Below are 20,312 nucleotides of genomic sequence, written 5' to 3'. Positions count from 1 at the left end.
AGGGCAGAAGCGATGAGCGACGTTTCCGTAGCAGATGCGGCGTCGAATGCGAAAGCCGCGTCGCTCGACGTGAGCGGCTACGCGTTCCAGCACGACGTGGTGAGGAATCTGATTTGCCGCGAGGGGCGCTATCCGGACATTGCGAGCCCGCACGACTGGTACATGGCGCTCGCCTTCAGCGTGCGCGATCGCATGCTCGCGTGCTGGGCCGCATCGACGAAAGTCTATGTGGCGAAGGACGTCAAGGTTGCCTGCTATCTGTCGGCGGAGTTCCTGATCGGTCCGCAGCTCGGCAATAACCTGCTCAATCTCGGCATGCAAGACGAAGCGCGCGAAGCCATGCACGCGCTCGGCCAGGATCTCGACGTGCTGCTCGCGATCGAGGAAGAGCCCGGCCTCGGCAACGGCGGACTCGGACGCCTTGCCGCGTGCTACATGGATTCGCTGTCGACGCTCGAAATACCGGCGATCGGTTACGGCATTCACTACGAGTTCGGCATCTTCGATCAGGAGATTCGCGACGGCTGGCAGGTGGAAGTGACCGACAAATGGCTGCAGAGCGGCAACCCATGGGAAATCGTGCGGCCGGATGTGAGCCACTACGTCGGCTTCGGCGGATACACGCAACAGCGGACCGACGGCGAAGGCCGCCTGCGTGTGAGCTGGATACCGGCGCGGCAGGTGAAGGGCGTCGCCTGCGATCTGCCGGTGCAGGGCTATCGTGTCGATACCTGCAATGTCTTGCGGCTGTGGAAAAGCGAAGCGGTGGAGTCGTTCGACTTTCAGGATTTCAACGCCGGCCAATACTATGAGGCGGTGCAGGAGAAGGTCGTGTCGGAAACCTTATCCAAGGTCCTCTATCCGAACGACGAGCCGGAAGCGGGCAAGCGTCTGCGGCTCGCGCAGCAGTACTTTTTCGTGTCATGCTCGCTACAGGACATGCTGAGGCTGACGGGACTGAAGGGCACGCCGATCGACCATTTCGCGGACCTGTTCGCCGCGCAACTCAACGATACGCATCCGTCGATCGCGGTGGCCGAGTTGATGCGTCTGCTGCTGGACGTGCACGGGCTTGCGTGGGATACCGCGTGGGGCATCACGCAGCGCACCTTCGCGTACACCAATCACACGCTGTTGCCCGAGGCGCTCGAAACCTGGGGTCTGCCGTTGTTTCAAAGTCTGCTGCCGCGACCGCTCGAAATCATCTACGAAATCAACCGCCGCTTTCTCGACGACGTGCGGCGCGATTTTCCTGGCGACGACGCGCGCGTCACGCGCATGTCGCTGATCGACGAACGCGGCGACAAGAAAGTGCGCATGGCGCACCTGGCCACGGTTGGCAGCCATGCGGTCAACGGCGTGGCCGCGTTGCATTCGGATCTGCTGCGCCAAACCGTGCTGCGCGATTTCGCCGAGGTATTTCCGCAGCGCTTTCTCAACGTTACGAACGGCGTGACGCCGCGCCGCTTCCTGATGTTGAACAACCCTGGGCTCGCGCAACTTCTCGATCAAACGATCGGCCACGAATGGCGCACCGATCTCGCGCAGCTCGACGCACTGGCCGCGCACGCCGACGATGCCGGCTTTCATGAAGCGTGGCGCGCGATCCGGCGTGACAACAAGTCCGCGCTCGCGGCGCGGATCGCGAGCGCAACGGACATCGACGTCGATCCGGACGCGCTGTTCGACATTCAGGTCAAGCGCATTCACGAATATAAACGCCAGCATCTGAACGCGCTGTACATCATCAGTCTGTATCACCAGCTATGCCGCAATCCGGCGCTCGACATCGCGCCGCGCTGCTTCATCTTCGGCGGCAAGGCCGCGCCCGGCTACGCGATGGCCAAGCTGATGATCCGCCTCGTCACCGGCATCGCGGAAGTCGTCAATCATGATCCGGTGATCGACGGGCGCCTGAAAGTGGTCTTCTATCCGGACTTCAACGTGAAGAACGGCCATTGGGTCTATCCCGCCGCGGACCTGTCCGAACAGATTTCGACAGCGGGCAAGGAAGCATCGGGCACCGGAAACATGAAGTTCATGATGAACGGCGCGGTGACGATCGGCACGCTCGACGGCGCGAACGTGGAGATCCGCGAAGAAGCGGGCGCCGACAATTTCTTCCTGTTCGGCTTGACCGCGCAGCAGGTCGAAGAGGTCAAGCGCAACGGCTATCGCCCGTCCGACTATGTGCAGTCCAACGACGACTTGCGCGAAGCGTTCGCGCAGATCGCGCAAGGGCGCTTCTCGCGCGGCGACCGCGACGTCTTCAGGCCGCTCGTCGACAATCTGCTGCACGCGGACCCGTTCCTCGTGCTGGCCGATTTCGCGGATTACGTCGCCTGTCAGCAACGCGTCAGCGACGCGTGGCGCGATTCGCGCAGCTGGACGCGAATGTCGATCATGAACACGGCGCGCTCGGGTAAGTTCTCGTCGGATCGCGCGATCAACGAGTATTGCGAGCGCATCTGGAACGCGCGGGCGGTGAGGGTCGACCTTGCTCAGTCCTAACGTCGACAGTACGCGCGGTTATCAGGCACGGCCCGGTTCGCGATTTCCGCTCGGTGCGTCGGTCGTGCCGGACGGCGTCAACTTCTGCGTTTTTTGCCGGCACGCGACTCACCTCGAACTGCTGCTTTACGCATCGACGGATAGCATCGAGCCGTTTCAGATCATCGGGCTCACGTCCGAAAGGAACCGCACGTTCTATTTCTGGCATGTGTTGATCGAAGCTCTTCCTGTGCCGTGCTGCTACACGTGGCGCGCCTATGGCCATCATGGCGTGCCGCAGCTCGACGACGAACTTAGCAGCCGCCACGAGTTGCTCGATCCCGCCGCGCGCGCGGTTAGCGACCGCCGCTGGCACCGCGAGTCCGCTGCCGGGGGGCACGAGCCCGGACATGCGTCTTTTAGAGCGATCGTTACCGAACCGCTGGACGTGCGCAAAGACGTGGCCGTGCGCACGCTCGACGACGCGATTATCTACGAGATGCATGTCGGCGGCTTCACGCGCGATCCATCGAGCGGCGTTCGGCATCCCGGCACGTTCGCGGGGCTCATCGAGAAGATCCCTTATCTGAAGGAGCTGGGCATCACGCACGTCGAACTGCTTCCGGTGATGGCCTTCGATGAGCAGGACGTGCCGGCATCGGCCGCCGCCAAAGGGCTCGTCAATTACTGGGGCTATAGCACGCACAGCTTCTACAGTCCGCATCCGCGCTATTGCGTCGAGCCGGAGCGAGCACCGCAGGAATTTCGTGCGTTGACCGACGCGATGCACGCGGCCGGCATCCGCGTGCTGCTCGACGTGGTGTTCAATCACACCGCGGAAGCGGGCGTGAGCGGTCCGGTGATCAATTTCAAGGTGCTCGCCAACGACGTCTTCTATCACGTCGATCCGGCGGAAGGCGGGCGTTATCTCGACTACACCGGCTGCGGCAACACGGTCAACTGCAATCATCCGCTGGTGTCGGCGTTCATCCTGCATTGCCTCGAGTATTGGGTGCAGGAACTCGGCGTGGACGGCTTTCGCTTTGATCTGGCGAGCGTCTTCACGCGTGGCGAAGGCGGCGCGTTGCTGCGTACGCCGCCGTTGCCATGGGCGATGGAAGCGTCGCCGGTGCTCGCGCGCGTGCCGCTGATCGCTGAGGCGTGGGACGCGGCGGGCCTGTATCACGTCGGCGAGTTTCCCGGCATGGCATGGGCGGAATGGAACGGCCGCTACCGCGATGTGATCCGGCGCTTCGTGCGCGGTGATCCGGGATGGATCGGCCCGATGTGCACATGCCTCGCGGGAAGCGCCGATCTCTATGAGGCGGACGGCAGACTGCCCGTGAGCAGCGTCAACTTCGTGACCTGCCACGACGGCTTCACGTTGCGGGATCTCGTCAGCTACGACGCGAAGCGCAACGAGGCGAACGGCGACGACAACCGCGATGGCAGCAACGACAACCTCTCGTGGAACTGCGGCGCCGAGGGCGACACGGACAATCCGTCTGCCGCCGGCCTGCGTTTGCGGCAGGCGCGCAACTTCATCGCAATCCTGCTGCTAAGCCAGGGCGTGCCGATGCTGCTCGCCGGCGACGAAATCCTGCGCACCCAGCGCGGCAACAACAACGCGTACTGCCAGGACAACGCGTTGTCGTGGATGGACTGGCGTTTCTCCGATGACGCGCTCGACATGCTGCGCTTCGTGCGCGAGATGATCGCGCTTCGCAGGCGTCACCCGAGCCTGCGCCGTCGCCGGTTTCTCACGGGCGCTGCGGAGCAGGGGCGCACGCACCCCGATGTCGCCTGGCATGGCGAGCGGCTCGGCGCTCCCGCATGGGGCGACCCGGGTGCCCGGCTGGTGGCGTTCACGCTCGCGGGACATGCGCCGGGCACGCCCATGTTGCACGTCGTCCTCAACATGAACGCGGATGCGCGCGATGCAGAGCTTCCCGCCCTCGACGACGCGAACTGGCGGCGGATGGTCGATACGGCCGCGGAAGCACCGGCGGACATTGTTTCGGCTGTTGAAACGGCCCGCGTCGAACGCGGTGCCTGCCGGGTAGAAGCGCGCAGTGTCGTAGTGCTTGAATCGCGACGAAGGTCAACAATCGGGCTGGACGGTGCGCGGTAAAGCGACTTTAATACCTAGGTACTGCTGGGTCGCTTTGTCGATCATCTGGGGGCAGCATGGATGCAGTCAGAGCTTTCGTCGAAAGTCAGCCGCTGTTCGCGCTCTTTTTGACCATTGCGGTCGGTTACCTGATCGGCGAAATCAATGTGAAGGGCGTGGCTCTGGGCTCCGGGGCCGTGCTTTTCGTTGGACTGGCGCTCGGCGCGTTCGCGCCGAAATCTACGCCGCCTGCGTTGCTGGGCACGCTCGGTTTGTTGATGTTTCTTTATGGCATCGGCATTCAGTATGGCGCGCAGTTCTTCCGCGGGCTCACCAGCCGGGAGGGCATGAAGGCCAATGCAGCCGCGTGTCTCGGCGTGATCGTGTCGGGTCTCGTAGCGTGCGGCTTCATCCATTTCGGCGCTACGCTCGCCGATGCTCTCGGCATGTTCGCGGGCAGCGGCACCAGCACGGCGAGCCTGCAGGTTGCCATCGCATCGATGAAGAGCAGCGATGCCGCCGTGGCCTATAGCGTCTCCTATCCGTTCGGCGTGGCCGGGCCGATTCTATTCATCTACGCGCTGAAACTGGCCCTGAAAGTCGAGATACGTAAGCCGCCTGCGAAGTTGCTGGAGAGTGCGGAAATCGCGCTGCGCAATGCCAGTCTCTTCGGTCTCAAGGTGTCTGAGCTTTTGACACGGCTGCCTGCCGGTGTGGCAATCGCGGCCGTGCGGCGTGCGCATCACAACCAGTTGATCACCGCCGACTTTGTTCTGCGCGCTGACGACGTCCTCCTCGTCACCGCCACCGATCCCCGCCTGCTCGGCGAAGCAACGGCGTTGTGCGGTGAGTTGCAGCCTGGGCGAATGGCGAGTCATCGGGAAGATCTGGACTATATGCGCGTGTTCGCATCGAATCCAGCGGTCATCGGAATGCCGCTTGGCAGTCTGCGCTACCCGGACGGCGTGAGCTGCGCGGTCGCGCATGTGCGGCGCGGCGATACCGATCTGCTGTCCAGTCCAGACCTCATTCTCGAAGCGGGCGACCGGGTCGGCCTGCTCGTCAATCGCGCGCATCAGGCGAGCGTGCGCGCGTTCTTCGGCGATTCGATCAAGGGCACGGCCGACCTCAGTTTCATTTGCCTCGGTATAGGCGCGGCCGCGGGCCTGCTGGTCGGTGCGATCCCGTTGCGCTTTCCCGGTCTCGGCGCGTTCAGCCTGGGTCTCGCGGCGTTGCTGCTGGTCGCGCTGTGTCTGGGCAAGGCGCGTCGCAGCGGACCGTTCGTCTGGGTGATGCCGCTTTCGGCGAATCTCGTCCTGCGCAACCTCGGACTGACGATTTTCCTCGCGCAGGTGGGCATCGCTTGCGGACCCAAATTCGTCGCGACCGTGGGCGCCGCCGGGCCGCTGCTGCTGCTTTACGGCGCCATTACGCTGCTGGTGCTGGTCGGCGTGACGGCGATCTGCTGCCTGTGGATCTTCAAGCTGTCGTTCGACACGTCCGTCGGCGTGATCTGCGGCGCGACCGGCAACCCGGCGATTCTCGCCTTTGCCAACCGCGTCGCGCCGACGGATCAGCCCGACATCATGTACGCGATGATTTTTCCGTCGATGACCATCGTCAAGGTGCTTTTCGTGCAGATCGCGATTGCGATTGCAGCCGGCTAGACGTGCCCGCGTCACGGGCGAAGGAAATTCGCATTACGGATCCCGAAGGAGTCCATCATGGAAGTGGCGATATTCAGCTCGACACGCTATGAACGTCGGTATCTCGACGAGGCCAACAAGCGCGGCGAGCATAAGTTGCATTACTTCGACGTTTCGCTGGAGATGGACACGGTCGGTCTCGCCGCCGGCTACGGCGCCGTCTGTATTTTCGTGAACGACAAGGCGGACGCGCAAGTACTGGGCGCGTTGCACAAGGGTGGCACACGTCTGCTCGCGTTGCGCTGCACGGGCTTCAACAACGTCGATCTGGAGGCTGCCGCAAAGGTCGGCATAAAGGTGACGCGTGTCGTCACGTATTCGCCCAACTCCGTAGCGGAGCACGCGGTGGCACTTCTGCTCGCGATCAACCGTAAGGTGCACCGTGCCTACAATCGCACCCGCGATTCGAACTTTTCGCTCGACGGTCTGACGGGTTTCGACCTTTGCGGCAAGACGGTTGCGGTGGTCGGAACGGGCAAGATTGGTTGCGTGTTCGCGAGGATCATGCTCGGCTTCGGCTGCGAGGTGATCGGTTTCGATCCCCAACCCTCGGCGGAATTCGAGGCGCTCGGTCTGAGCTATGCAAAGCCGGGCGAGATTGGGGAGAACGCCGACATCATTTCGCTGCATTGTCCACTCACCCCCGCGACATACCACATCATCAATTCGGAAACGCTCAAGCGCGCGAAGCCGGGCGCGATACTGATCAACACGAGCCGCGGCGGGCTGCTCGACACGGAGGCCGCGATCGACGCACTGAAGACCGGGCAGCTGGGCGGGCTTGGAATCGATGTGTACGAACAGGAAGGCAGCCTCTTTTTCCGCGATCTCTCCAGCGAGATTGTCACTGACGACGTCTTTCAACGCCTCGTGTCGTTTCCGAACGTTATCGTGACTGGACATCAGGCCTATCTGACGCATGAGGCATTGACGACCATCTGCGAGACCACGCTCGAAAACGTCTCGGCGTTCGAAAAGAATCAGCTGTTGGAGAACGAGGTGAAGGTCTGATAGAGGCGTGTGCAGACGTACGCTGAAACCCCGCAGGCGAGCGCGCGTGGCGCATGCGATAGGCAGGCGGGAGAACTCGGAGTAAATTGTGTTTGCACCTGATATCGCCGCTGCCGCTGCCGCTGCCGTGGCCGTCGCAGTGAGGGGCGCAGTGGCGTTCGCTTCGTTCAACGACGCGGTAGCCAAAGTTCGCTAACCAGTCACCTCGACTCTGGAGAACCTCATGACAGATATCGCACTTGCACGCAAAGATGCCTGCCTCGCAGTGGTTCATGCGGTATTGACGGACCTGATTGACGACAGCAATCTGATCGACGCGGCGCTACGCGTTGCGGACTACCTCGCAGATGATCTTGAAGGCAAGATCACCGAGACCGACGCCGTACTACTTGCGGTTGGGGCACTCACCAGAGTCAATCGCGCGATTCGTGAGTGGTCCGACGTGGACGGCAACGCGATGGACGCGAGGAGAGTCGCGGACTTCGTCATCGATGAAGAGATGAACGGGTACGACCGCGCAACCAGTCCACGTGAAACGACTTCGTCCGCGGCAAGAGTCCAGGCGCGAGCGGCGGCAGTGATTCGGCCAATGGGTTCCCCGGCGCGGCCCGTTCACCACTGAGGCGCGAGCCTGGCCGAGGCGGGCAGGCATTTGCGCAGCGGGAAACCGGCAGAGGATGCGGCCAATTCTTGGCGGTCGATGGCGCAGCTTTGCGGTCGTCGCGTTGTTCAGATCCAGCTTCCGTTGTCGAATGGACGAATGCCCGCGTGATGCACCGTGCGTCCCAAACTGTGGGGCTGCATCGAAACGGCACGACGCGCGTTGCTATGCGACCGCGGAACCCGGATGTACATTGAAGGTTTGGCCGACCGTGTGACCGGCGACGTGGTTTGCTTATAGTAACTGCGGCACGAAATTGCGCCATAACAACGGGTGAGTGGTTGAATGTTTTAAAAGTTTGGCGTAAATGATCCGGCGCCGAAACAAGTTTGGCTGTGAGTAGCAGAACAAACAACGGGTAAAACCGGGAGCCAGCTTCGTCACGATATTTCCCGAGTCTATTGCCGATTTTCTTCAAGTCCATTGTGCAGGGACAAAGCCCCCGACACTGGGGAATGCCTGGGCTTGAGCCCCTGTTCGGCAGCGTCGTAAAATCGTGGCACATCGGTTCCGGGGGCCCAGCAATGTGTCTGGCTTCTCTTTGCGAGTTCATTCATGTAAGCGGGGGGCGCCCGGCGCTCGGGCCGTCAGCGCGTCGCGTCGAGGCACGCGGCCGTAGTGGAATCGTTGTCCGATCCGCGCCGTGACCCCGCTGATTTCCGTCAAAAGGCTCAACAAGAGCTTCCCCGGCGTGAGGGCGCTTCACGAAGTCCAGTTCGAGCTCATGGCGGGGGAAGTCCATGCGCTGATGGGCGAGAACGGCGCCGGCAAGTCGACGCTGATGAAAATCCTCGCTGGCGTCTACACCCGCGATTCGGGTGAAATCCTCTATGACGGCCAGCCGGTCGAATTCCAGAGCCCGCGCGATGCGCAGGCCGTGGGCGTCGGCATCATTCATCAGGAACTGCAACTGATGAATCACCTGAGCGTCGCGCAGAACATGTTCGTCGGTCGCGAGCCGCGCGGGCGTTTCGGCCTGTTTCTCGACGAAGACAAGCTCAATGCGCAGGCGCGCGACATCCTTGCCCGCATGCACGTGAATCTCGACCCGCGCGCCGTAGTCGGCGCCCTCACGGTCGCCCGGCAGCAGATGGTCGAGATCGCCAAGGCCTTGTCCTTCGATTCGCGCGTCCTGATCATGGACGAGCCCACCTCGGCGCTCAACGACGCCGAGATTGCCGAATTGTTTCGCATCATCCGCGAACTGAAGAGCCGGGGCGTCGGCATCATCTACATCTCGCACAAGATGGATGAGTTGAAGCAGATCGCCGATCGCGTCACCGTGATGCGCGACGGCGAATACGTGGCCACCGTCGCCGCCCAGGACACCAGCGTGGAAGCGATCATCGGGATGATGGTCGGGCGCACCCTGACCGATATCGAACCGTCGCACAGCACCGGGGAGAAGGGCGAGGTCGCACTCGATGTCAAAAACCTCAATGCCGGTCCGTTGGTCAGGGACGTGAGCTTCACGCTGCGCAAGGGCGAGATTTTGGGCTTTGCCGGATTGATGGGCGCGGGCCGTACCGAAGTGGCCCGCGCGGTGTTCGGCGCCGATCCGATCGAATCCGGCGAGATCGCCGTGAAAGGCGTCAAGGCGATCATCCGCAGTCCAAGCGACGCGGTGAAGCGCGGCATCGGCTATCTGTCGGAAGACCGCAAGCGCTTCGGCCTCGCGACCGGCATGGACGTCGAATCGAACATCGTCATGTCGAATCTGAGCAAATTCCTGACGTGCAACTTTTTTCTGCGGCGCGCGCAGATACGCAGGACAGCCAGCCATTTCATCAATCTGCTGGCGATTCGCACGCCCTCCGCGGCGCAGGAGGTGCGGCTGCTGTCGGGTGGCAATCAGCAGAAAATCGTGATTGCGAAATGGCTGGAGCGTGACTGCGACGTGCTCTTTTTCGACGAGCCGACACGGGGTATCGACGTCGGCGCGAAGAATGAAATCTACAAGCTGCTGCGCGCGCTCGCCAGCGAAGGCAAAGCGGTCGTGATGATCTCGTCGGAGTTGCCGGAAATCCTGCGCATGAGCGACCGCGTCATCGTGATGTGCGAGGGGCGCATTACCGGCGAACTCTCCGCCGCGGAAGCTACGCAGGAGCGCATCATGCATCTGGCGACACAGCGCGAAACCCTGAAAACGGCGGCATGAACCGCCAGAGGCCACTATGACATTGCCATCGGACACATCGGCGCTCGCGAGAGAAGGACGTTATTCCGGCCTGCGCGCCCGCGTCTTTTCGCCGACCGCGCTGCAGAAGCTGCTCGCGTTCGCGAGTCTGATCCTGATGCTGGTTTTCTTCAGCTTCGCTTCGCCGGCGTTCATGCAGATGGACAACATGCTCGGCATTCTGCAGGCAACGGCGGTCAACGGCGTGCTGGCGATTGCCTGCACGTTCGTGATCATTACGGGCGGCATCGATTTGTCGGTCGGCACGTTGATGACTTTCACGGCGGTCATCTGCGGCGTGTTTCTCACCTACTGGCATCTGCCGATGTGGGTCGGCGTCCTCGCCGCGATCGGTACAGGCGCAATCTGCGGGACCGTCTCGGGGACCCTCACGGCGAAAATGAAAATCCCGCCCTTCATCGCGACGTTGGGCATGATGATGCTGTTAAAAGGGCTCTCGCTCGTGGTCTCGGCCGACAAGCCGATCTATTTCACCGACACCGAAAATTTCTATCGGATTTCGCAGGATTCGTTCATCGGCTATCTGCTGCCGAGCCTGCCCATTCCGAACGCGGTGCTGATTCTGTTCTTTCTGGCGATCGCCAGTTCGATCACGCTCAATCGCACGGCGCTTGGCCGCTACACGTTTGCGCTCGGCAGCAACGAAGAAGCGGTGCGTCTTTCCGGTGTGAACGTCGATCGATGGAAGATCGCCATCTATGGCCTGAGCGGAGCGATCTGCGGCATTGCGGGGTTGCTCATCGCGTCGCGCCTGAATTCGGCCCAGCCGGCGCTCGGCCAGGGCTATGAGCTCGAAGCGATCGCCGCGGTGGTGATCGGCGGCACGTCGTTGAGCGGGGGCTCGGGCACGATTCTCGGTACGATCATCGGGGCGTTCATCATGAGCGTGCTGACCAACGGGCTGCGCATCATGTCGGTCGCTCAGGAATGGCAGATCGTCGTGACAGGCCTCATCATCATTCTCGCGGTCTATGCCGACATCCTGCGGCGCAGGAAGAGCTGACGCTGAGCCGGACAATTTCAAAGAAGGGAAGCGCAAAAAGGCTTCCTCAGCGGCTGAAGGTAGATGGTCCACCTTAGGAGGAGAAATTCCATGTTGAATCGAAAAATATTCGGTGTCGTGGTCGGGCTGGGCACTTTGCTTGGCGGGGCGAATCTCGCGTATGCGGATGACGTCTATATCCCGCTTATTTCGAAGGGCTTCCAGCATCAGTTCTGGCAGGCCGTCAAATCCGGCGCCGAGCAGTCGGCGAAGGAGCACAAAGTCAGGATCACGTTCGAGGGCCCGGAAACCGAAGCGATGGTCGACAAGCAGATCGACATGCTCTCGGCCGCGCTCGCGAAGAAGCCGCAGGCGCTCGGCATCGCCGCGCTCGACAGCAAGGCGGCGATTCCGCTGCTCAAGCGCGCGCAGTCCGCGAAAATACCGGTGATCGCGTTCGACTCCGGCGTAGACAGCGACATTCCGCTCACCACCTGCTCGACGGACAACGTGGCCGCCGCCGCGCTCGCCGCCGACAAGATGGCCGAGGCAATCGGCAATGCCGGTGAGGTCGGCGTGATCGTGCACGACCAGACGAGCCGCACGGGTGTCGATCGCCGCGACGGTTTCCTGAATCAGATGAAAAAGCATCCGAACGTCAAGATCGTCTCCGTGCAGTATGGCGGCGGCGACCATTTGAAGTCGGCGGAAATCGCCAAGGCGATGATCCAGGCCAATCCGAACCTGAAGGGCATTTTCGGCGCGAATGAAGGCTCGGCGGAAGGCGCGGCGATTGGCGTCAAGGAAGCGGGCAAGAAACTCGTGCTGATCGGTTTCGACTCCGGCAAGGAGCAGAAAGCGAACATCAGTTCGGGGCTCATGCTCGGCGCGATTACGCAGAATCCGGTCGGCATCGGCAAGTGCACGGTCGACTCGGCGGTGAAGGCGCTCAAGGGCGAGAAGCTGCCCCCGAAGATCGATACGGGCTTCTTCTGGTACGACAAGACCAATATGAGCGATCCGAAGATCGCCGCCGTGCTCTACGATTGACCGCGGTGCGTTGATGCGCGCCGATGCGCGATGAGCGGGGAAGGGCGTGCGGCCCTTCCTGCTTTCATGGCCCCGGTGGTTCTTGTGGCCCACGTATCGCGCGCGAAAGACCGTACGTTGAACTTGCAGCGCACCCATGCGTGCCGCCTGCGCTTATAGAAGGTGCATGCGCGCAAGCCGATCGCAGTGACCCCAGGAGCGTGTTCAGATGACGACGATCACCAGGCTGTCCGTGCGGGACATCCGCTTTCCGACCTCGCGTTCACTCGACGGCTCCGATGCGATGAACGCCGCGCCGGACTACTCCGCGACCTACGTGACGCTTGAAACGGATTCGCCGGCCTCGCTCACCGGCCATGGCCTCACGTTCACGATCGGACGCGGCAACGAAATCTGCGTGAGCGCGGTGCAGGCGCTCACGCCACTGATCGTCGGCAAAACGCTGGAGGATATCGCCGCGAACATGGGCGCGTTCTGGCGTGAGCTGACCTCCGATAGCCAGTTGCGCTGGATCGGCCCGGACAAGGGCGCGATCCACCTCGCGACCGCGGCCGTCGTGAATGCGACCTGGGACCTCTGGGCAAAAGCGCAAGGCAAGCCGGTGTGGAAGCTGCTAGTCGACATGAGTCCGGAAGAACTCGTACGTTGCCTCGATTTCCGTTACGTGACCGATGCGATCACGCCGCAGGAAGCCATCGCGATGCTGCATCGTCATGCGAAAACGCGCGGCGAACGCGAACAGGAAATGCGCGCGCACGGCTATCCCGCGTACACGACGTCGGCCGGCTGGCTCGGCTACGACGACGACAAGATTCGCCGGCTCGCGCGCGAAGGCGTCGCGCAGGGCTGGACACATTTCAAACAGAAGGTGGGTGGCAACCTCGAAGAAGACATGCGCCGGGCCCGCATCCTGCGCGAAGAAATCGGCGAGAACCTGAAGCTGATGATGGACGCGAACCAGGTGTGGGATGTCGATGAAGCGATCGCGAACATGCGGCGGCTCGCGGAATTCGATCCGTGGTGGATCGAGGAGCCCACGAGTCCCGACGACATTCTCGGACATGCGGCGATCCGCCAGCGGTTAAAGCCGATGATCGGCGTGGCGACCGGCGAACACTGCCATAACCGCGTGATGTTCAAGCAACTGCTGCAGGCGCAGGCGATCGACTTCTGTCAGGTGGACAGCTGCCGCCTGGGCGGCCTGAACGAAGTGATCGTCGTGCTGCTGATGGCGGCGAAATTCGGTGTGCCGGTGTGTCCGCACGCGGGCGGCGTCGGTTTGTGCGAGTACGTCCAGCATATTTCGCTGTTCGACTATATCTGCGTGTCGGCCTCGCTGGAAAACCGGGTGCTCGAATACGTGGATCATCTGCACGAGCATTTCGTCGATCCCGTCGTGATCCGCAACGGCCGTTACATGCCGCCGGGGCGGCCCGGCTACAGCATCGAAATGCACGCGGCGTCGCTCGATCAGCATGATTTTCCTGCGGGTGCGGCCTGGCGGGTGTGAGCGGGAACGCATGGTTGGGCGGTGTTTCGTCGCCCAGACCATGCCTCGCTTCACGCGGGAGCGTGAGCGGATCTTTTCAACGGCATTGCCCGACTCCAGGCACTCAGGCTACGATCTGCGCCCTGCGCGATACGGTCTTCCAGTTTTGTTCGGCTGCGCCGACACGTTTGTCCTCCCTCCCCAAAGCTTCACGCGGCATGGCCTCGTGTCATCCCAGTATCGGCGGCTCCGCATTTTGCGATCTTGTTCATGGTGCGACGCCGCGAGGTCGGCCAGCTAGCCCCACCAGTTGGATTCCGCCGGATTTTCAACTATGGTCAATGAGCTCACGCTCTCGCGCCGAGGACAGCGATCCCGCGCCTCACGCCGAGAGAACGCGGAGTGTTCATTTTGACGCCGAGGGCTGTCAAAGCAGATCGCCCCTCGGCATGCCAACACATCGATGACTACCGAGGTGAAGCTCATGTCCAGGATGAAGGCTGTACAGGTGGAAACAGCAGGGGGCCCATTGAAGCTTGTCGAGCTGGAGGTTCGTGAACCGGGCGAGGGCCAGGTCCGCATCAAGGTTCAGGCTTGCGGAATTTGCCACAGTGATTCGTTGACCAAGGAGGGGCAGTGGCCTGGTCTGCAATTTCCACGGGTTCCGGGCCATGAAATAGCTGGCGTGATCGATGCCGTCGGAAGCGGCGTGGACGGATGGCGCGTCGGGCAGCGGGTCGGTGTGGGTTGGCATGGCGGCCATTGCGGGCGATGCACCCGTTGCCGTCAGGGCGACTTCGTCCTGTGCGAAAAAGCGCAGGTGCCGGGCATCAGTTACGACGGCGGTTATGCCGAATTCGTCGTGGCGCCGGTGGAAGCACTCGCCAGCATCCCGGACGACCTGTCCGATGCGGATGCCGCGCCGTTGCTCTGCGCGGGCATTACGACGTTCAATGCATTGCGCAATAGCGGCGCGCGGGCCGGCGATGTGGTCGCCATTCTCGGTATCGGTGGGCTGGGGCATCTCGGCGTGCAGTTCGCCCGGAAGATGGGCTTCAACACGGTGGCCATCGCTCGCGGACAGGACAAGGCCGCGCTGGCGAAAGAACTTGGGGCGCACCACTACATCGACAGCACGACGCAGAGCATTCCCGAAAAGCTCAACGAACTCGGCGGCGCGAAGGTCATTCTCGCGACGGTCACGAGCGGAAAAGCCATGAGCGCAGCGGTAGGCGGGCTGGGGCTGAACGGCAAGATGATCATGGTCGGCATTTCAGAGGAGCCGGTCGAGGTTCCCATCGCCCAGTTCATCATGGGCCGCAATTCGGTTCAGGGCTGGCCCTCGGGCACGTCCGCCGACTCGCAGGATACGCTCGCTTTCAGCGCGCTCTCCGGCGTCAAGCCGATGATCGAGGAGTTTCCGCTCGAACGTGCGGCCGAAGCATATGACCGGATGATGAGCGGCGCGGCGCGCTTCAGGGTGGTGCTGAAAGTTGCCTGATGTCCGGCGTGGTGCGTCGCGCTGATTTCCACACCGGCCGTGCGACGAGCACGGCCGGTGTGAGCGAACGCTGTTCCGCCTTCCCCTCACGCCGCAGCCGGATCGCTGCCCTTGATCCGGTAGAGGAGGAACGTCTGACGCATCTCGAATCCGAGGCGCTCATACAAGGCGATTGCCGAGTGGTTGTCGTCGAACACGTGCAGGAACGGAATGTCCCCGCGTTGCCTGATTTCCCGACGCAGGATGTTCATGAGGCGAGCGGCGAGACCTCTGCCGCGATACTCGTCATCCACGCAAACCGCGCTTATCTCGACGTAGCCGTCGAGCTGCATGCGTTCGCCCGCCATCGCGATCAGACGGCCGCCGTCGCGAATCCCGATGTAATGGCCCATCTGATGCGTTCGTTTGCCGAAGGGACCGGGCTTGGTCTTTTGAGCCAGCTCGAGCATGTCTGCGGCGTCGAGGTCGGTGAGGCGGATCACCTCGTCGTTCGTCCCGCCGGCTGGCTCGCCCGTCGCCACCATCTGACGCACGACGCCGATGTGCTCGCAGCGCACGGCCTCCATCTGCGGCAATGGGGCGAGGCTCAACATGGCCACCTGTTGCGGCGACGGCAGCAGCCCGCCGAGTTCCTGAAAAGCCGCTTCGGTTTCACTTTCGACGCCTGCAAACGGCGCGATATCCGGGTGGTAGCGGAAAGCGAGCCGGTCGCCCTCGCGCAGATGCGCCTGTCTGGTTGTTAGGGCAGACCAGACGGGGTTGTCGAGGGCAAGTTGGGCTGAGCGATTCATGGCTATCCTTGTGCTTGTGCTTGTGCGGCCAGGCTGCTGCGCCTTCGGGCGGCGTTCGGATCGACGTCACTGTAGATGGGAAGCGGCCATGGCACTAGTGTCGTAAATGCCAGATTTGGTGTCACTTACGCCATTAAACTCACAGTCCTCGCCCTTGACGGCCTATTCGATACCGCGCTTTGCGCCTGGCTCGACACGTTCACCAACGCGAATCAGCCGGCGATGCACCGGCAGCCCGGCACCGGCCACCCACGACCCCGCAGTTCCCATTTGCGAAAATACCTGTATGAATGTACAGTATCTTGCGCAGAGCGTCGAGACAGTGAACCCGCTCTTTTTTCAGGGGGCAGCGAATGGACATGCGTGTGCGGATGCCGGTCGGCCATCCGATGCCGGAAATAGCCGCGTTTGTTGCCGAGATGAAATCGGCGTTTGGCGAGCGGGAGATCGACGAAGCGATTCGTCGCGGGAAAGCCGGTGAGCCGACGTTTTATGCCAGCGAAAACGGGCACGAGGTGGGAACGTCCATGGCGGCCGCAACGAATAACTGGCCGGTGGACCGGGCGGTGCGCGACCGGCATGACTGCGATGGGTGTGACGGCTCGTGCATGGGTGCCGCGAAGTCGTGCCATCCTTAATCGCACGCAAATAGACGGAGAAGACATGTTTCGATTGCTCGGTGCTGGAGTACTGCTGCTGACTATCGCGTCGACCGTAACAGCCGGCGAGCGTTACGTGGAAATCTGGAATCCGCCGGAGGCGCGTATCGGTAGTGCGGGTATTGCCGCCGGCAAGTGCGCGCCGAAGGCTCACAGTGCCGCCAGTTCCCGCCGCAACGCCACAAAGGTTTTGCCGCGGCGCGTGGCTGACCCGATGCCGCGATCCGCGCCGCCCAAACGCACGCCCATTGTCACGGCGAAGAAGCCGGCCGCCCCGCCTTCCCTCGACATACCCAGACTGATTACGCCGGAAGGCAACGTGTTGCGTGTCTGAAATGAACGAGGCCGTCATCGCTGGTTACGGGTTGTGCGCGACGTAGCTTCTGCAATTTGCTGCACGTGGTTGAAAAGCCCACTCCGCGTCGCCGTGTTCCGGTAACCTGGTGAATGAAGCGACAGCACGTCAATGCAGAGAGCGAAAGTGGAACCTGAAATCTACAAGGGCTATTCCGTCTGGGGCCATGCCATTCTTCAGGATGGCGGGTACGCGGCAGGCGGCACCATCATGCGCGCGGGCAAGCTGGTCGAAGGTTCAGGCGTGCTCGGCACGTTTGAAACCGACGAGGGAGCGCGCCTGGCTGGGCTCGAGTGGTGCCGGGCATGGATCGATAACCACGGTTGAACGTGTTTTGCGAACTGCGCTACACCGCCTTGCCTGCTTGAGGTGGCTTTGGCTGGTACCGTTGGCGTTGCCGCTGAATATTGCTGGCGAGCAAGGTGGATGGCCCCCGCGAGGCGGAAGCAGGCATGCCGAAACGGTGCTCAAGCGCCTGAAGCGTGGCGTGTCCGCGAGTTACTTCGCCTACCATTGCCATCCCGTCCGACCATCTCGCGTTAGATCTGGCATGCTCCGTGCGTTCCCATCTGCGTTCGCACAGCCCGCAGGCATCGCGCTCATCCGCTATCGATCGACATGGACGCCATCCGCACCAAACCCGGTTCGCCCCTCGTGCCCTCAGGCGCCGCCAGCGGCTTTGTCCGCGTGCGTGGAGCTCGCGAGCACAACCTGAAGAACGTCGACGTGGAGATTCCGCGCGATGCGCTCGTCGTGTTCACCGGCGTGTCGGGCTCGGGGAAATCGTCGCTCGCGTTCGGGACGTTGTACGCGGAGGCGCAGCGGCGCTACTTCGAATCGGTTGCGCCGTACGCGAGGCGCCTGATCGAACAGGTCGGCGTGCCCGAAGTCGACGCAATCGAAGGGTTGCCGCCGGCGGTCGCCTTGCAACAGCAACGCGGCACACCGAGTGCGCGTTCATCGGTGGGCAGTGTGACCACGCTGTCGAGCCTCGTGCGCATGCTCTATTCGCGCACCGGCGACTATCCGCCGAAGCAGCCGATGCTGTTCGCCGAGGACTTCTCGCCGAATACGGTGCAAGGCGCCTGTCCGACATGCCATGGGCTCGGGCGCGTGTACGAGGTCACCGAAAAATCAATGGTGCCCGACGACTCGCTGACCATCCGCGAGCGCGCGATTGCCGCGTGGCCGCCGGCGTGGCACGGCCAGAATCTGCGCGATATCCTGGTGACGCTCGGCTACGACGTCGATACACCATGGCGCGACTTGCCGAAAAAAGATCGTGACTGGATTCTCTTCACCGATGAACAGCCGACTGTGCCTGTCTACGCCGGCTTGACGCCCAGGGAAACCCGCGCCGCGCTCAGACGCAAGGACGAGCCGAGCTATCAGGGCACCTTTACCGGTGCACGCCGGTACGTGCTGCACACCTTTGCGAACACCCAAAGCGCGCTGATGAAAAAGCGCGTGTCGCAGTACATGGTCGGCAGCGGCTGTCCGAGTTGTCACGGCAAACGGCTCAAGAAAGAAGCGCTCTCGGTGAAATTTGCCGGGCTCGATATCGGCGAGTTTTCGCAGTTGCCGCTCGCGGGGCTCGCCACGCTGCTCGAACCGATCGCGCGCGGAGAATGGCCGGAGCCCGCCACGGTGACCAAGGCCAAAGGCGGCGTGCTCAGCAAAAGCGCGATGCGTGACGCCGTCGACAAGCGGGTTGCCGCGGGCGGCTCGGCGCATAAGGCGTCGCCCGACGTGCGGCGCACGCCGAACCTTTCGGAAGAAAAACGCGTCGCGGCACAGCGCATCGCCGCCGAATTGCTGGAACGCCTGGGCACGCTGGTTGACCTCGGTCTCGGCTATCTTGCGCTGGAGCGGAGCACGCCGACGCTGTCGTCGGGTGAATTGCAGCGCTTGCGACTGGCCACGCAACTGTCGTCGCAACTCTTCGGGGTCGTGTATGTGCTCGACGAGCCATCGGCCGGCTTGCATCCCGCCGATGGCGAAGCGCTCTTCAGCGCGCTGCAAGGACTCAAAGCGGCGGGCAATTCGCTGTTCGTCGTCGAGCACGATTTACAGATGATGCGGCGCGCCGACTGGCTGGTCGACGTCGGTCCGGCGGCGGGCGAGGCGGGCGGTCATGTTGTCTACAGCGGGCCGCCGGCCGGACTCGAGACGGTCGAAGCGTCACAGACGCGCCGGCATCTGTTCGCGCCGCTCGCCCCCGTCGATCGCACACCGCGCGACGCCGCGGGCTGGCTGCGGCTCGTCAATATCACGCGCAACAATCTGCGCGGGCTGAGTGCCGCGTTTCCGCTCGGCTGCCTGACGACTGTCACGGGCGTATCGGGCTCGGGTAAATCGAGCCTCGTGAGCCAGGCGCTGCCTGAACTGGTCGCGAGCCGGTTGGGACGGATCATCGAAAGTCCGGACGAAGACGAACAGGATCCGCTGCTCGCCGGCGCAACCGTGCCCACGAGCGGCCACATCGTCGAGGGCATGAACGCGCTGCGGCGGCTCGTACGCGTCGATCAGAAGCCGATAGGTCGCACGCCGCGCTCCAACCTCGCCACCTACACGGGCCTGTTCGACCACGTGCGCAAGCTGTTCGCGGACACACCCACCGCCCGCAAGCGTCGCTACGGCGCGGGGCGCTTCTCGTTCAACGTCGCGCAGGGCCGTTGCCCGACGTGCGAAGGCGAAGGCTTCGTCAGCGTCGAGTTGCTGTTTCTGCCGAGCGTGTATGCGCCTTGCTCGACCTGCCACGGCACCCGCTACAACAGTGCGACGCTGGAAATCACGTGGTGCGATAAAAACATTGCCGAGGTGCTCGACCTGACGGTCGATGCCGCGTGCAGTTTCTTTGCCGAGGAAGCCGGCGTGATGCGGGCGCTAACCGTACTGCGCGACATTGGCCTCGGCTATCTGCGCCTCGGCCAGCCGGCCACCGAGCTGTCGGGCGGCGAGGCGCAGCGCATCAAACTCGCGACCGAACTGCAGCGCGCACAGCGCGGCGACACGTTGTACATACTCGACGAGCCGACTACCGGCCTGCATCCCGCCGACGTCGACCGGCTCATGGTGCAATTGCAGGGCCTCGTCGACGCGGGCAATACCGTGGTGGTGGTCGAGCACGATATGCGGGTGGCGGCGCAAAGCGACTGGGTGATCGACGTCGGCCCGGGAGCCGGCGACGCCGGCGGGACGATCGTGGCGAGCGGCATTCCGGCTGAAGTCGCGCGCGCGAAGGAGAGCCGCACGGCCGAGTATTTGCGTCAACTGGTTGTGGCGTGAACCTGGGAGGGCGCGTTGGCGT

Annotated in this window: 15 protein-coding genes; 14 read left to right on the top strand and 1 reads right to left on the bottom strand. The window is 62.8% G+C overall.

Annotation, left to right across the window (positions count from 1 at the left end; translation table 11 throughout):
• Positions 1-12: 12 nt before the first annotated feature.
• The 10 genes from PQQ53_RS15830 to PQQ53_RS15785 all read left to right on the top strand — a co-directional run bounded on the left by PQQ53_RS15830 (position 13) and on the right by PQQ53_RS15785 (position 15,197).
• Positions 13-2,511, top strand: a complete 2,499-nt coding sequence (locus PQQ53_RS15830; protein ID WP_408324776.1) for a glycogen/starch/alpha-glucan phosphorylase — start codon at positions 13-15, stop codon at positions 2,509-2,511.
• A complete protein-coding gene (locus PQQ53_RS15825; protein ID WP_408324775.1) occupies positions 2,498-4,621 on the top strand; it encodes a glycogen debranching protein in 2,124 nt (707 codons plus the stop codon). Before PQQ53_RS15830 ends, PQQ53_RS15825 begins: the two co-directional genes overlap by 14 nt.
• 56 nt (positions 4,622-4,677) lie before the next feature.
• Positions 4,678-6,267, top strand: a complete 1,590-nt coding sequence (locus PQQ53_RS15820; RefSeq protein ID WP_408146055.1) for an aspartate:alanine exchanger family transporter — start codon at positions 4,678-4,680, stop codon at positions 6,265-6,267.
• Between the two features lie 57 nt (positions 6,268-6,324).
• Positions 6,325-7,317: a 2-hydroxyacid dehydrogenase gene (locus PQQ53_RS15815; protein ID WP_408146053.1), complete on the top strand. Its 993-nt coding sequence runs from the start codon at positions 6,325-6,327 to the stop codon at positions 7,315-7,317.
• A 223-nt stretch (positions 7,318-7,540) separates the two neighbouring features.
• Positions 7,541-7,939, top strand: coding sequence for a hypothetical protein (locus PQQ53_RS15810; RefSeq protein WP_408146051.1), 399 nt, complete (start codon positions 7,541-7,543; stop codon positions 7,937-7,939).
• Positions 7,940-8,621: 682 nt separating this feature from the next.
• Positions 8,622-10,136, top strand: a complete 1,515-nt coding sequence (locus PQQ53_RS15805) for a sugar ABC transporter ATP-binding protein (RefSeq protein WP_408146049.1) — start codon at positions 8,622-8,624, stop codon at positions 10,134-10,136.
• Between the two features lie 16 nt (positions 10,137-10,152).
• Complete coding sequence (locus tag PQQ53_RS15800; protein ID WP_408146047.1) at positions 10,153-11,178, top strand: ABC transporter permease; 1,026 nt, start codon at positions 10,153-10,155, stop codon at positions 11,176-11,178.
• A gap of 90 nt (positions 11,179-11,268) precedes the next feature.
• Positions 11,269-12,207, top strand: a complete 939-nt coding sequence (locus PQQ53_RS15795) for an ABC transporter substrate-binding protein (protein ID WP_408146045.1) — start codon at positions 11,269-11,271, stop codon at positions 12,205-12,207.
• A 208-nt stretch (positions 12,208-12,415) separates the two neighbouring features.
• Complete coding sequence (locus tag PQQ53_RS15790) at positions 12,416-13,717, top strand: L-fuconate dehydratase (protein WP_408146043.1); 1,302 nt, start codon at positions 12,416-12,418, stop codon at positions 13,715-13,717.
• 463 nt (positions 13,718-14,180) lie between these two features.
• Positions 14,181-15,197: an alcohol dehydrogenase gene (locus PQQ53_RS15785; RefSeq protein WP_408146042.1), complete on the top strand. Its 1,017-nt coding sequence runs from the start codon at positions 14,181-14,183 to the stop codon at positions 15,195-15,197.
• Between the two features lie 86 nt (positions 15,198-15,283).
• Here PQQ53_RS15785 and PQQ53_RS15780 read toward each other — a convergent pair whose 3' ends face one another.
• Entirely contained in the window at positions 15,284-15,988 is a 705-nt protein-coding gene (locus tag PQQ53_RS15780; RefSeq protein WP_408146040.1) for a GNAT family N-acetyltransferase, read from the bottom strand.
• Positions 15,989-16,341: 353 nt separating this feature from the next.
• Here PQQ53_RS15780 and PQQ53_RS15775 point away from each other — a divergent pair, with 353 nt between their 5' ends.
• The 4 genes from PQQ53_RS15775 to PQQ53_RS15760 all read left to right on the top strand — a co-directional run bounded on the left by PQQ53_RS15775 (position 16,342) and on the right by PQQ53_RS15760 (position 20,290).
• Positions 16,342-16,626, top strand: a complete 285-nt coding sequence (locus PQQ53_RS15775; protein WP_408146038.1) for a hypothetical protein — start codon at positions 16,342-16,344, stop codon at positions 16,624-16,626.
• Positions 16,627-16,651: 25 nt separating this feature from the next.
• On the top strand, positions 16,652-16,981 hold the full coding sequence (locus PQQ53_RS15770) for a hypothetical protein (RefSeq protein WP_408146036.1): 330 nt from the start codon (positions 16,652-16,654) through the stop codon (positions 16,979-16,981).
• 147 nt (positions 16,982-17,128) lie between these two features.
• Positions 17,129-17,329, top strand: a complete 201-nt coding sequence (locus tag PQQ53_RS15765) for a hypothetical protein (protein ID WP_408146034.1) — start codon at positions 17,129-17,131, stop codon at positions 17,327-17,329.
• Positions 17,330-17,620: 291 nt separating this feature from the next.
• Positions 17,621-20,290, top strand: coding sequence for an ATP-binding cassette domain-containing protein (locus PQQ53_RS15760; protein ID WP_408324774.1), 2,670 nt, complete (start codon positions 17,621-17,623; stop codon positions 20,288-20,290).
• Positions 20,291-20,312: the final 22 nt, after the last annotated feature.

The organism is Paraburkholderia strydomiana (assembly GCF_046030495.1).
Classification (GTDB): Bacteria; Pseudomonadota; Gammaproteobacteria; order Burkholderiales; family Burkholderiaceae; genus Paraburkholderia; species Paraburkholderia strydomiana_A.
Note: the sequence above shows the minus strand (reverse complement) of the source record. Positions and strands in the feature narration are given on the sequence as shown.